Source organism: Desertivirga brevis, assembly GCF_017355835.1.
Window position 1 is genome coordinate 156689 of the sequence record NZ_JAFEWF010000009.1, and the last position, 13072, is coordinate 169760.

At 40.5% G+C, this 13072-nt stretch carries 11 protein-coding genes and 1 other RNA gene; 6 read left to right on the plus strand and 6 right to left on the minus strand.

Going from position 1 to position 13072, the window contains the following annotated elements:
* Positions 1-74 precede the first annotated feature (74 nt).
* The 5 genes from glmM (at position 75) to J4N25_RS20255 (ending at position 4113) form a co-directional block, all read left to right on the plus strand.
* A complete protein-coding gene (gene glmM / locus J4N25_RS20235; RefSeq protein WP_207423622.1) occupies positions 75-1466 on the plus strand; it encodes a phosphoglucosamine mutase in 1392 nt (463 codons plus the stop codon).
* A 103-nt stretch (positions 1467-1569) separates the two neighbouring features.
* Complete coding sequence (locus J4N25_RS20240) at positions 1570-1959, plus strand: four helix bundle protein (RefSeq protein WP_207423623.1); 390 nt, start codon at positions 1570-1572, stop codon at positions 1957-1959.
* 139 nt (positions 1960-2098) lie between these two features.
* Complete coding sequence (locus J4N25_RS20245) at positions 2099-3238, plus strand: cysteine desulfurase family protein (protein WP_207423624.1); 1140 nt, start codon at positions 2099-2101, stop codon at positions 3236-3238.
* 105 nt (positions 3239-3343) lie between these two features.
* Positions 3344-3928: a hypothetical protein gene (locus tag J4N25_RS20250; protein WP_207423625.1), complete on the plus strand. Its 585-nt coding sequence runs from the start codon at positions 3344-3346 to the stop codon at positions 3926-3928.
* 5 nt (positions 3929-3933) lie between these two features.
* Positions 3934-4113, plus strand: coding sequence for a hypothetical protein (locus J4N25_RS20255; protein ID WP_207423626.1), 180 nt, complete (start codon positions 3934-3936; stop codon positions 4111-4113).
* A gap of 102 nt (positions 4114-4215) precedes the next feature.
* Here the strand turns inward: J4N25_RS20255 and J4N25_RS20260 are convergent, their stop codons facing one another.
* The 4 genes from J4N25_RS20260 to J4N25_RS20275 all read right to left on the minus strand — a co-directional run bounded on the left by J4N25_RS20260 (position 4216) and on the right by J4N25_RS20275 (position 8045).
* The gene (locus J4N25_RS20260; RefSeq protein WP_207423627.1) at positions 4216-5688 is read right to left on the minus strand and encodes a tetratricopeptide repeat protein; all 1473 of its coding nucleotides are present in this window, start codon (positions 5686-5688) and stop codon (positions 4216-4218) included.
* A 244-nt stretch (positions 5689-5932) separates the two neighbouring features.
* Positions 5933-6331: a transfer-messenger RNA gene (ssrA, locus tag J4N25_RS20265) on the minus strand.
* 28 nt (positions 6332-6359) lie between these two features.
* Complete coding sequence (locus J4N25_RS20270; protein ID WP_207423628.1) at positions 6360-7589, minus strand: pyridoxal phosphate-dependent aminotransferase; 1230 nt, start codon at positions 7587-7589, stop codon at positions 6360-6362.
* Between the two features lie 66 nt (positions 7590-7655).
* The gene (locus tag J4N25_RS20275) at positions 7656-8045 is read right to left on the minus strand and encodes a DUF1573 domain-containing protein (protein ID WP_207423629.1); all 390 of its coding nucleotides are present in this window, start codon (positions 8043-8045) and stop codon (positions 7656-7658) included.
* A 197-nt stretch (positions 8046-8242) separates the two neighbouring features.
* On the opposite strand from J4N25_RS20275, the gene J4N25_RS20280 reads away from it, so the two are divergent.
* Positions 8243-10660, plus strand: coding sequence for an alpha-ketoacid dehydrogenase subunit alpha/beta (locus J4N25_RS20280; RefSeq protein ID WP_207423630.1), 2418 nt, complete (start codon positions 8243-8245; stop codon positions 10658-10660).
* A gap of 102 nt (positions 10661-10762) precedes the next feature.
* On the opposite strand, the gene fmt is transcribed toward J4N25_RS20280, so the two are convergent.
* Entirely contained in the window at positions 10763-11680 is a 918-nt protein-coding gene (gene fmt / locus J4N25_RS20285; protein WP_207423631.1) for a methionyl-tRNA formyltransferase, read from the minus strand.
* Between the two features lie 47 nt (positions 11681-11727).
* Positions 11728-12987: an exo-beta-N-acetylmuramidase NamZ family protein gene (locus tag J4N25_RS20290; RefSeq protein ID WP_207423632.1), complete on the minus strand. Its 1260-nt coding sequence runs from the start codon at positions 12985-12987 to the stop codon at positions 11728-11730.
* Positions 12988-13072 lie beyond the last annotated feature (85 nt).

The window sequence follows — 13072 nt, forward strand, 5'->3', positions numbered from 1 at the left end:
CCCTGGGCTTTTAAACCGTCGAGGTTGGGGCCTATATCTTTTATTCTTATTTTTGAACACTCAAAATCATTCACGTGACTTTAATAAAATCTATATCAGGTATCAGAGGAATTATTGGCGGGCAAGCCGGAAACGGACTTACTCCAGTTGATATATTAAAATATTCAGTAGCTTTTGGAAAACTGGTAACCGCAAAGTCGGGAAAAAACAAAATAGTAATAGGTCGTGATGCTCGTATATCGGGTGAAATGGTTCGAAATCTTGTTGTTGGTGCCCTTCAAAGTATTGGTATCGATGTAGTAGACCTCGGGTTATCTACTACTCCAACTGTTGAAATTGCTGTTCCTGATGAAAATGCCGCTGGAGGGATCATCATAACAGCAAGTCATAATCCTAAACAGTGGAATGCCCTTAAGCTTTTGAATGAAAAAGGAGAGTTTATTAATGACGAGGCCGGTAAAGAAGTTCTTGAACTTGCAGAGCAAACAGACATAACTTTTTCGGATGTTAATCAGCTTGGTAAAGTCACCACAGATACTTCTTATCTGCAAAAACATATTGATAAAATACTTGCGCTGCCGCTGGTAGATGTTGAAGCAATCCGGAAAGCTAAATTTAAAGTTGCTATAGATTGTGTCAACTCAACGGGAGGTATCTTTGTACCTGCATTACTAAAAGCTTTAGGTGTAGAAACAGTTTATGAGCTCTATTGCGAGCCAGACGGGCATTTTCCTCATAACCCTGAACCCCTTCCGGAAAACCTCATTGCTTTATCTCAGGAAGTTGTTTCAAAAAGGGCTCACTTAGGCATTGCTGTAGACCCGGATGTTGACCGGCTCTGCTTCGTTTCGGAGGATGGGTCCATGTTCGGTGAAGAATACACATTGGTGGCAGTAGCAGATTATATTCTAAAAAATACCCCCGGAAACACAGTTTCGAACCTGTCATCCACACGTGCATTAAGAGACGTAACCGAAAATAACGGTGGAAGTTATAATGCAGCAGCAGTAGGGGAGGTGAATGTTGTGAATAAAATGAAGGAAACTAATGCAGTTATAGGTGGCGAAGGAAACGGGGGAATTATTTATCCTGAGCTTCACTATGGCCGCGATGCTTTAGTTGGAATTGCATTATTCCTTACTCACTTAGCTAAATTTGGAAAGTCGATTTCTGCGTTAAGAGGCACCTATCCAAGTTATTTTATATCTAAGAATAAAATAACCCTTACCCCTGAGATGGATATTGATGGGCTGTTAAAGAAAGTTGAGGAAAAATATCAGAACCAACCATATTCGACTATTGATGGCCTGAAGATCGAGTTTGACAAGGAATGGGTACATCTTCGCAGATCAAATACAGAACCAATAATCAGGATATATTCAGAAGGAAATTCAGAAACTGTTGCCAATAACTTGGCTAATAAGATCATTTCTGATATTAAGGAAATATTACAGTTGAACGAATAAGGATCGAACGAATAAGGATTGAAGGAATGATTTAATGAATGAAAGAATTACAAAACTGCCTGAAATTATTTTATTAAATAATCGAGGCTGGTAAATTTATTAAATGAATGCAACCAGTAAGCTCGAATTCATTGAAGATTTCAAGAAGCGTACAAAAAGATTTGTAGTTAACAATGTTTTATTTTTCAAAGAACTTCCAAAGTCAGATGAGGCTCGAATACTTGGTAGACAGCTTCTGAGATCATCTTCCTCTGTAGGAGCAAATTATAGAGCCGCCTGCAGAGGAAGATCTCAAGCAGAGTTTTTTTCGAAGATAAGTATAGTAGTAGAAGAGGCAGATGAAACGTTATTTTGGATGGAGGTCATGATAGAATCTGGAATTGTAAGTGAAGCTAAAATGCGACCTCTGTTGGACGAAGCAAAAGAGATCCTGGCTGTAGTCGCAAAAGCGCGAAAATCGGCCTCTGAAAATATAAAAAGACGGGTTCATTAGTAGCCTTCTATTATTCACTCACTCATTCTATCATTCACTCATTCTATCATTCACTCATTCACTCATTCACTCATTCACTCATTTTATCATTCTATCATTCACTCATTCTATCATTCTCTCCTTCTCTCATTAATAACCCATGCAAAAAATATATCTCGACAACGCAGCTACGACCCCCATTGATCCAGAAGTAATGACGGAAATGTGTAGGGTGATGGAGACTTACTATGGTAATCCATCTTCCATCCATGCCCATGGGCGAGAGGCGAGGACAGTTGTGGAGAAAGCAAGGAAAAAAATAGCAAGTTTGTTGAAGGCCTCTCCGGCCGAGATCTTTTTTACTTCCGGCGGAACGGAAGCAGATAATTTAGCTATTCGTTCTGCTGTAACTGATTATAAAATTGAGCATGCTATAACCTCAAGGATAGAACACCATGCTGTACTTCATACACTGGAGGCATTAGAGAAAGCAGGAGTAATCAAGCTTAGTTATGTAAGGGTCGACAATAAAGGAACCGTTGATTTTGGCCATCTGGAGGAGTTATTGCAAACTAACTCAAGAAGTTTAGTTTCTTTGATGGAGGCTAATAACGAAATCGGTACTTTAACTGATATGAAGGCTGTGGGCGATCTTTGCTGGCAGTATAACGCTATCTTTCATTGTGATACTGTTCAAACAATGGGTCATTACCGTCATAATCTTCAAGAACTTAAAGTGCACTTTATTACCTGTGCAGGTCATAAATTCCATGGCCCCAAAGGCGTTGGTTTTATCTATATAAACCCTTCGGTTAAGATCAACCCTCTCATTTACGGCGGTTCACAGGAACGCAATATGCGGGGAGGAACAGAAAATTTATACGGCATCGCAGGCTTAGCAAAAGCCCTTGATATCGCTTATTCCCACATGGATGAGCATCAACAATATATCCAGCGACTCAAGTCGTACATGAAAGAACAGTTGGAGAAGGAGATTGAGGGCGTAAGCTTCAATGGAGAAACAGATCCCGACAAAAGTTTATATACAGTACTGAATGTGTCTTTCCCCGAAATGGACATGGCCGACATGCTTCTGTTTAACATGGATATAGCAGGGATCTCTTGTTCGGGAGGAAGTGCTTGCAGTTCGGGAACAAATATCGGATCGCATGTCCTGGAAGGAATAGGAGCAAGTCCCTCGCGCCCCGCTATCCGTTTTTCTTTTAGTAAGTTGAATACAAAAGAAGAGATCGATTATACGGTAAGCAAATTAAAGGACGCCATGACTTCGCTCCTTTAGTTCCTATTAGGTTCGAACCCCTCAAACTTATTTTCCATTTAGTCAAAACAAACAGGGTAAGCCTAACTGTTTATTATCTAGATAAAAACCTTTAGCTAATTACCTATGACACTATTTCGTGATGAACTTTTAACTGTTCAAGATGAATACTTAAGAGAAGATGTTTTAAGGGTTGACCCGGAAGATGACGATGAAGTTGGTTACGATAACGACGATTTGGGAGAAAACACTGAGGTGACTCCTATTGGCGATGATCTTGACGCGGACGATATTGACGATTCCTATATGGTTAGTCCAGAAGAAGATGACGATCTGTTAGCCGATGACGATGATGTGTTATTGGACGATGATCAGTTATTGGATGACGACGACGAAGACGTTGTGGATCTTCATAAGATCAGCGCGGTGGGCGGTGACGAAGATGATGACCTTCTGGATGATGATGACGACGATGATCTCGACGAGATAGATCCTGTAGAAATCGATGAAGAGGACGACGATCTGTTGGCCGACGATGACGATGATGATTTTGACGATGAGGATGATTTAGATGACGAGGACTTGACTGATGACGAAGAAGGCTCTACAACCCAAGGCCTGAACAGATCTGTAAACATCGATGTTCCTAGTCGCTCTACCAGCAGAATTATTGATCACGAACCAGGTACTATTTCACCAAGAGATATTTAGTTTTTATGGAAGACGAAAAAGACAGGCACAATCATACGGGCCAAACTCCTTCCAATGTTCCTTCCGAGAAGTTAATTAATCCTCCAAAGAGGAATAATTTAAAGAAGAAGATCGATCGCAGAAGTGATTTCAACTCGACTGCAAAAGATCCTAATCTTGGTAATAGAAATAATACCGGAAGATAAATAAGAGGCTGTCTTAAAGGTTAAAATGGGTAGTTGTTGTTTAACTCAACCACATTATAACAAATTTAAGATAGCCTCTTTATTTGCAATTCCTATGCAGATTTAGTCATTGATTTTATTTAGTCCTTCTTTTGCTTTTGCCTCAACACTGCGCTCATAATCGTGGTCTTCCATGTCGATCGCTTGCTGATAGTACTCACGAGCTTTCCCGTAATTCTTCTTTTGAAGATAAATATTTCCTACACGATAGGCAGCGTTCGAAGCAAAGTAATACCTTTCTCTCCTTCCTAAGTCGATAGCATACTGATAGAACTTAATCGCAAGCTCGTCTCTTGCTGTTTCGTCATAAATTCTTCCCAACCGGTAGCAAAATTCGATCTTATCTCTTAACAGCTTGAAATCTCCTGCTTTTTTATCCTTCAATTCGTTCAAAGCTCTATCGTAAAATCCTCCGTCAAACAATAATCTTGCCTTCAATAGATCTGTATCTGGAATAGGGTCATTGGCCTCCTGAAGTGCCTGTTTGTCTTTTTCGTGTACCGCGTAACCTTTAGTTTTTACAAGCTGAATATAATCTTTATAGCCTGCTGTATTTCCCTTAAGAAGAGATATCCAGGCTAAATTAAGATAAGTATCCTTGATATAATTTATACCCCGGTATGTCCGGAGATAGGTCATGAATAAATTTGACGAGCTAAAGTCTAGCTTTCGCAAACGGGCTGTTGCGGAGAGATAATCAAGGTAGGGGTAGGATTGGTATTCTGCTCCTCTAGGACGATGTTCCAGAGCCCTTAAAGCCTCATCCGTATGTGCCGTACGCAAAGCGCTATACCCCAGGATATAGCTTTTAAGTAGGCTTGAAGAGTCTATCCTTTGTACGTTGGAAACTATTTTCGGATAAGCACCCCGGTCGTTTAAGATACCGCTTTGAATATAGGAAAGGCAGAAAACAGCATCGTCGTAGAAATGAGCATAGGCGGAGTTAGGCAAGGTGCCAACAAGGTTTTCCAGCATTTTTACCCCGGTTCCAGTATTTCCCCGCATCCCAAACACAGAAATTGTTTTCTTCAACCCGCTTGGTAGCGAACCCAGCACGGCATTCAACATTCCTATATTTTTCTGATTCGGCAAAAAGTGTGGGAACTTCCTGGCATTCTCCTGCAATAGCGAGTATGCTTTTTTCAGTTCCATTGAGGAAGAAAGGTATTCCTGGAAGTATCCATAGGTTAGAGCCCACTGCATATGGATCTCGGCTTGCGCGAAAAGATAGTAGGGTGAGCTTTTGTCGTCTTTCTCGATCCGGTTCAGGCGCGGCGACTTGTTATTCTTAAGTTTCTCAAACTCTGATTTATTTTCAGTAGTGATGATATTGAAATAATCTACATAATTATCAAGAAGGTAAGGAATAGCGTTTTGGGGGTTCTTTTTCTTTTCTATTTCTATTAGATTACGTGCATTAGTTAAACGCAGAGCAAAGATCTCTCTGTATGCCTTTAGACATTGTGGATTAAAATCGAAGCTTGCCAGTGCCTGGTGACCGAGCAACATCAGAAACAAAAAAAGATTCCTTTTCAAATAAAGCATTCCTTCAATAGTATTGCGCAAAGAAAAGGTAATATCCCCTAATCAAAAAATTAAGTAATAAGCAGCCTGCTTTTATTTTTAGATTTGCACCCCATGGGTGAAGATATCAAGAAACTATTAAGAGTCGCTGGGATATTGTTTGCGTTATTTCTAACGCTTTTTATTTTATCTATCTGGTTATTTGGCTAGAAAAAGGGTATAAAAAAAGCCTTCCAAATATTTGAAAGGCTTTTAAGAGTGGAGCCGGAGGGATTCGAACCCTCGTCCAAACATGGGACCAGATGCGTTTTCTACATGCTTATTTTGTGGTTGGTTTTCGAGATTAAGTTGGCCACAAACAGCCTGCTTAATCCTTAGCTTCTTTAGTTGTCGGGATAAAATCGAAGCTCTTTTATCCTTATTCCGGCTTTTCCGTGCTTCCGGTTCGGGTGCCGCCAGACTTGGCTCCCGGGAAACATCTCGCTTACACTTCTAAAGTGTAACAAAGGCTAACCTTAACTCAGTTAAGATTAAGCAGCAAGAGCGTATGTATTTTCGCCTTTTGTTGTTTGAGGATACTGATTATAGCGATGAACCCTCAATTCGCTGCATGCTTACACACTTATCATCCATCCTGTCAATTCCGGTCGACCCCAGTATGTTTGCGTTTGCAAGTATAGCTATTATTTGCTAACCGCTAGCTCTAAATCGCCAACTTCTGTTCTGCCTGGATATTCTTTCAATGCTTTTTCCAAACAAATCATAGCGTTAGCCAGATCTTCTTTATTCAAAACGTATGCCAGACGGATTTGGTCTCTTCCAACGCCCGGAGAACTGTAAAATCCTGCCGCAGGAGCCATCATTACTGTCTGATTGTCATAGGAAAACTCTTCCAGCATCCATTGACAGAAGTTTTCTGCGTCATCTACCGGAAATTTTGCCACTACATAAAAAGCACCACCTGGATTAGGACAGAATACACCGTCCATTTTATTCAGGGATTCTACCAGCATATTCCGGCGTTCGGTATATTCCTTGTTTACTTTGTCGAAATACGATTGGGGAGTATCAACAGCAGCTTCTCCTGCTATCTGTGCTACCATTCCAGGACTTAAACGCGCCTGGGCGAATTTAAGTGCTGTTTCTATAACCTTTTTATTCTTAGTAATAAAGCAACCCAAGCGGGCGCCGCATGCACTGTAACGTTTAGAGATACTATCAAAAATAATGACATGCTCATCTAAGCCGTCTAAATGCATTGGCGACAAGAACTGATTGCCGTCGTAACAAAATTCCCTGTAAGCCTCATCAGCAAAAAGGTAAAGGTCGTATTTAAGACAAAGGTTCTTCAGCTCAACCATCTCCTCGTAAGAGTACAAATAACCTGTTGGGTTATTCGGATTACAAATGAATATCGCTTTTGTCTTTTCGCTGATCAATTTCTCAAATTCTTTGATCGGCGGCATTGCAAACCCATTCTCTATTACAGATAAAACAGGTTTCACAGTAACATTGCTCATCCATGCAAAGGCATTGTAGTTGGCGTAGAAGGGCTCTGGGATAATAACTTCATCTCCAGAATCCAAACATGTTTGCATTGCAATCACAATGGCTTCTGAAGCACCACTGGTAACCAAGATATCATCAACAGTCACGTTGTACTTCGCCCTGTTATAATATTCAACCAGCTTTTTACGATATGATAGGGTACCTTCAGATTGGGTATAAGACCAAACTTTAAAGTCAATATGTTTAATAGCATTAAGCATAACCTCCGGTGTTTCAATATCAGGTTGTCCGATATTTAGATGGTACACCTTTTTCCCCTGCTCCTTTGCTCTCTCTGCGTAGGGGGTTAGCTTTCTTATAGGAGATGCTGGCATTAGCTTCCCCTTATTTGAAATTTGTGGCATAGTTTGCAAAAATAAAAAAACCTCTCTGGTTCCAGAGAGGTTTCAGTTTTTTTAAGCGTTTTATTTTTATTTCGAGTTCTCGCTTACTACCTCGCCTTTGATGTAAATGTATTTAACGGAAGTTTTCGCGTTTGACTTCACAGTAATTGCTTTACTGAAAGGGCCCATTGCTGCCGCATTATAAGTTATAGAGATTGTTCCTACTTCGCCTTTTTTAACCGGGGTACTGGTGAACTTAGCAACTGTACAGCCACAAGTAGGTTGTACTTCTGTAAGAATAATAGGCTGATCTCCTACGTTAGTAAATTTGAATTCATAGCTTACTGGTTTGCCTTGAGTAATTTTACCGAAGTCCTGTGTCTCTTTCTCAAATTTGAATTCTCCCTGTACATCTGCGCGCATCGCAGTAAAAGTGATAGCCAGGATAACAGCGCAAAAAGTTAATAGCTTTTTCATTTTAATTGTTGTTTTCAGTTACTTAGAATACATCAAAAGCAAAAAGTTTAATGTGTGTGTGCAAAATGATGTTTTACTATATGCAAATATAAAAGTATTTGCTATTGTTTAATTTATTATAGTCAATATACGCATCTGAAATTATAGAGTTTCATTGCGTTTAGTTTTTATTATTTTTGAAGATTGACTCAGCACGTATGTCATCGATAAAACATGTTACTAATCAGTTTGATATTTCTGAACTAAGTTTTGAGGAATTCAAAAAAATTGTCCTCAACGACTATCGTATCTGTTACGAAAGCCGGCAGGCCAGTATTTTAGGCAGAAAAGAAGTATTAACAGGGAAAGCGAAGTTTGGCATTTTTGGAGATGGCAAAGAAGTAGCTCAGGTCGCAATGGCCAAGGCCTTTAAGAAGGGCGACTGGCGAGCCGGGTATTACCGTGATCAAACTTTTATGTTTGCAGCGGGCATGGCTACCATTACCGAGTTTTTTTCTCAGCTATATGGTAATACAGATGTCAATTTCGACCCTTTTTCGGGCGGTCGGCAAATGAACTCTCATTTTGCTACCCGCATCTTAAATGAGGATGGAACCTGGAAAAACCAGGTTGAACAGAAAAATACTTCTTCTGATATTTCTACTACTGGTGGGCAAATGTCCAGACTTGTCGGTTTGGCCTGGGCCTCTAAATTATACCGTCAGAATCCAGAACTCAAGTACTTGTCAGAATTTTCTATTGATGGAAATGAAGTTGCTTTTGGGACAGTCGGTAATGGTTCTACCTCTGAAGGTGTCTTCTTTGAAGCTATTAATGCCGCAGGTGTACTTCAGATCCCAATGGTGATTTCTGTTTGGGACGATGCTTATGCTATTTCCGTCCCATCTGAGTTGCAAACCACTAAAATGGATATATCTGAGATCCTTAAAGGATTCCAGAGAGATGAGAAAGGAGAGGGCTTCGAAATTTTCAAAGTAAAAGGTTGGGATTATCCAGGCCTGTGCGAGACGTATGAGCGAGCCGCAAACATAAGTCGTGAGCACCATATCCCTTCAATGATCCATGTACACGAAATGACCCAGCCTCTTGGTCATTCAACTTCCGGATCGCACGAACGATATAAAACGAAAGAACGTCTGGATTGGGAAGCGGAATATGATTGTTTGGTGCAGATGCGCAAATGGGTCATAGAATCGGCAATTGCAAGCGAAGAGGAGCTTACTGAAATGGAGGAGGTTGCCAAGGCTTACGTGAGGGAATGTCAGAAAGCTGCCTGGACTGAGGTATTAAATACCTTAAAGGCTGAAAAAGAAGATGCAATTTCTTTATTAGACGCTTTACAACATCCTGAAATAGATCAGCTGGTTGCTGAACTAAGAGCCCAATCTGATGCGGGTAGACGTGAAACATTATCCGCTGTTAGAAAAGCAGTGCGTATCACTGCCCATATTGATTCCCGCGAAAAAAATGAGCTTTTGCAATGGTATGAGAGAGAACTGGCTCTGAACCGCGAGCGATATAATTCAAAATTATTTACCGGATCTGTAAATTCTCCTGCCACCATCCCGGTGATCCCGGCAGAATTTTCCGAGGATGCAAAACTTCTAGACGGAAGGGAAATTCTTAATGCTTGTTTCGATGAGAATATCGCAAGAGATCCCCGGATCATTGCTTTTGGCGAAGATGTAGGTAGTATTGGAGATGTAAATCAAGGCTTTGCGGGACTACAGGCTAAGTATGGACACTTGAGAGTGGTTGATTCTGGTATACGTGAAAGTACTATTATAGGACAGGGAATAGGACTTTCGTTAAGAGGTTTGAAACCAATTGCCGAGATTCAGTATCTGGATTATCTTCTTTACTGCATTAATGTTGTTAGCGATGATCTTGCCAGTCTAAGCTATAGAACAAAAGGTGGTCAGAAATCACCGGTTATAATACGAACGCGTGGGCACCGTTTGGAGGGCATTTGGCATTCGGGCTCTCCCATGTCAATGATCTTGGGAATTATGCGAGGAATACACGTTTGTGTCCCTCGTAATATGACTCAAGCAGCTGGAATGTATAATATGCTACTAAGGGCAGACGAGCCGGCTATCGTTATCGAGTGTTTGAACGGGTACCGTCTAAAGGAAAAACTCCCTTCTAATGTTGGAGAATTTACTGTGCCTCTTGGACATGCCGAAGTTATAAAGGAAGGTTCTGATATTACCATTATATCCTACGGATCTACATTACGCGTGGTAGAGGAGGCTGTTGAAGAATTGGAAAGGGCAGGAGTTTCTGTTGAAATTGTTGATCCCCAAACCCTTCACCCATTTGATCTCAATAATGTTTGTGTGAATTCTTTGAAGAAGACAAATAAGTTGCTGGTAGTTGATGAGGACGTACCTGGTGGAGCTTCCGCCTTTATTCTTCAGCAAGTTATTGAAAAACAGAAAGGCTATTATGCTTTAGACAGTGCACCTCGTACCCTTTCGGCTAAGGAACACAGGCCTCCTTATGGTTCTGATGGAGACTATTTCAGCAAACCTTCAACAGACGACGTGATTGAACTTGTTCTGGAAATGATGCACGAAACAAATCCATCGAAGTTTCCACTGCTATACAAATAATGTTCGATTGAAAGATGTTAAAATGGGCTATTTTCTTTATGGAAATAGCCTTTTTTGTTGAGTGTTTACACTTTATGCTGTTATTATAGCAACCTTCATCTATTAATGGAGCCTGAATCCTCTCAGAAATTCTTCTACCGTCATTCGCTTCTTTCCTTCAACCTGGACATCCTTCACGGAGATAAAGCCATCAATGCAAGCGAAGTTTAAATAAGTTTTACCATCACTTAAAAAACCGGAAGGCTGGATGCCAGGTTCCTTTTCAACAACATCTGCAGCAAATATTTTAAGGGTTTTGCCATTAATAGAGGTATATGCAGTGGGGTAGGGACTAAGTCCTCTGATAAGATTATAAACTTTTTGAACGGGTTGGTTCCAATTAATAACACAATCTTCCTTGAAAATTTTAGGCGCATGAGTCGGAGTTGTAGAGGTCACTTCCTTTTGCGGTGTTTCCGGATATTGGCCGGTCTCGATAGCCTTCACTGTTTGAACGAGTAATTTTGCACCTGTCTGCATTAACTTGTCATGTAGATCGCCAGCAGTATCATTAGGTTCAATTTCAACTACTTCCGAAAAAATAATGTTTCCAGTATCTATTTCGTGCTGAAGGAAGAATGTTGATACACCACTCTGTTTCTCTCCATTAATAATTGCCCAGTTGATCGGAGCTGCTCCCCGATATTCGGGTAACAATGAAGCATGAAGGTTAATAGTGCCTTTCAACGGCATATTCCATACAACTTCGGGTAGCATCCTGAATGCAACTACTACCTGAAGATCTGCCCTATAGCTTTTTAGTTCCTCAATGAATTCTGGATTTTTAAGTTTCTCAGGCTGTAATACAGGTAAGTCGTGTTCCACTGCATATTTTTTTACAGCAGATTCACTCAACTTCTGACCTCTTCCTGCAGGCTTGTCAGGAGCCGTTACAACGGCAACAATGTCACATCCTGCGTTAACCAATGCATCTAGCGAAGCAACGGCAAAGTCAGGAGTTCCCATAAATATTATTCTCATATAATTTTCCAAAAGTAAGAAGTCATAGCAAAAATGAGATACCCCAGCTATTGGTATAATAGATATTTTTTTCGCTTTTCTTTAAATGCTGTGAGGCCTGGTTCCCAACTTTTCCTTATCTCAGATTCCTTCTTTCCGGCAATAATTTGATTTCTTAATGTTTCGTTTCCCGCCAGCTTGTCGAAATTATTCATCTGCTTGCTTTGCTTAAAATCAAAGAATTTCTCCTTATCAGGGTAGGCTTTATAAAGCTCTATTAACCATTGCAGATTAAGCTGGCCCGTTTTTCTGAAGATCTCCGTATCATATTTCCTCAAGTCCAGTCCATAGCAGTTTTTGTCTTGGTGCAAAGGACTTTCACTCATTCCCGCAATGCTCACCGGCCTAAAGTTAAAAGTATATTTCCCCACAAGCTCTGGTGCTCCTAAAACCTGGAACGGAAAATAAGTTCCTCTCCCCTGGCTAATGATTGTTCCCTCGAACAGGCAAAGGGAAGGGTAGAGAAGAATAGATTGCTGTGTGTTGAGATTTGGAGAAGGTTTAACGGGAAGGGTGTAAGGCATTGAACGACGATATCCTTTCATCGTTACCACTCTCAAATTACATTTAACCTTATTCTTCAGCCATCCTTCACCATTGATCATTTTCGCATATTCACCTATTGTCATTCCGTGAACTATAGGAATAGGATGCATGCCGATAAAAGATTGGTACTTCGATTCCAAAATTGGTCCATCCACATAAAAACCATTAGGGTTAGGCCGGTCAAAAACTAGTAAAGGGATACCGTTTTCTGCACATGTTTCCATTACATAGTGAAGTGTGGAAATATAAGTGTAAAACCGGGCTCCTACATCCTGGATATCGAAAACAAGAATGTCTAATCCAGAAACGTCTTCCTTCGTGGGTTTATAATGCGAACCATACAATGAAATAACACGAATTCCCGTTTGAGGGTCTGTTCCGCTTTGAACTTTTGCACCAGCACTTGCTTGTCCCCTAAAGCCATGTTCAGGACCAAAGGCTTTGACTATATTAACTCCGAGCTTTTTTAAAGCATCAATACTATGGCTTCCAGCTATCACCGAGGTTTGGTTAACTACCATTCCAACTCTCTTACCTTTTAACAGAGGTAAGTATACCTCCGTTTGTGCAGCTCCTGTAATAATAGAGGCTGGAGAACTTTCCATGCTCTCCATCTGTTTTCTGCTAATAACGGAGGTGTTTGGCTTCTTAACCTTACTCGTGCACGAGAGAAGAATTGGAAGCAATGTCAGGAGCACTAATCGCACAGCGTGTCTTTTCATGTTTCTGTATTTGTCAGTATTTTAAATATCGACAACATTTACGCTTATTTCGCGGTTTTATCTCAACAAATTTAAAATTTGCATC

What these genes read in the sequence shown, in the direction of transcription:
- J4N25_RS20240 (WP_207423623.1), top strand. Translation starts at nt 1,570, where the DNA reads ATGAATGCAACCAGTAAGCTCGAATTCATTGAAGATTTCAAGAAGCGT.
- J4N25_RS20245 (WP_207423624.1), top strand. Translation starts at nt 2,099, where the DNA reads ATGCAAAAAATATATCTCGACAACGCAGCTACGACCCCCATTGATCCA.
- J4N25_RS20250 (WP_207423625.1), top strand. Translation starts at nt 3,344, where the DNA reads ATGACACTATTTCGTGATGAACTTTTAACTGTTCAAGATGAATACTTA.
- J4N25_RS20255 (WP_207423626.1), top strand. Translation starts at nt 3,934, where the DNA reads ATGGAAGACGAAAAAGACAGGCACAATCATACGGGCCAAACTCCTTCC.
- J4N25_RS20270 (WP_207423628.1), bottom strand. Translation starts at nt 7,589, where the DNA reads ATGCCACAAATTTCAAATAAGGGGAAGCTAATGCCAGCATCTCCTATA.
- J4N25_RS20275 (WP_207423629.1), bottom strand. Translation starts at nt 8,045, where the DNA reads ATGAAAAAGCTATTAACTTTTTGCGCTGTTATCCTGGCTATCACTTTT.
- J4N25_RS20280 (WP_207423630.1), top strand. Translation starts at nt 8,243, where the DNA reads ATGTCATCGATAAAACATGTTACTAATCAGTTTGATATTTCTGAACTA.
- fmt (WP_207423631.1), bottom strand. Translation starts at nt 11,680, where the DNA reads ATGAGAATAATATTTATGGGAACTCCTGACTTTGCCGTTGCTTCGCTA.
- J4N25_RS20290 (WP_207423632.1), bottom strand. Translation starts at nt 12,987, where the DNA reads ATGAAAAGACACGCTGTGCGATTAGTGCTCCTGACATTGCTTCCAATT.